This window comes from Microvirga pakistanensis, from assembly GCF_004458765.1.
In the GTDB taxonomy this organism is placed as follows: Bacteria; Pseudomonadota; Alphaproteobacteria; order Rhizobiales; family Beijerinckiaceae; genus Microvirga; species Microvirga pakistanensis.
Window position 1 is genome coordinate 1 of record NZ_SPJX01000223.1, and the last position, 223, is coordinate 223.

1 protein-coding gene is annotated in these 223 nt (G+C 60.1%); it reads right to left on the reverse strand.

The window, feature by feature from the left end:
• Positions 1–223, reverse strand: a 223-nt coding sequence (locus E4K09_RS14080; protein WP_244610493.1) for a 3-hydroxyacyl-CoA dehydrogenase NAD-binding domain-containing protein, incomplete at both ends; no start/stop codon positions are given.

Sequence of the window (223 nt, forward strand, 5' to 3'; positions counted from 1 at the left end):
CCGCGCTCTACGAGGTCAACCACCTCACGCAACAGCGCGTAGAGCACCCGGTTCTCGACAAAGCCAGGCACATCCTTCTTCACCACCACGGGGAGGAGTCCGAGCGAGCGAATGAGCTCACGGATGGTTTGGACGGTTTCTGGAGCGGTCTTTTCGCCCCCGATGACTTCGATCATCGGAATGATGTGCGGCGGGTTCGACCAGTGCATTCCGACCATACGCC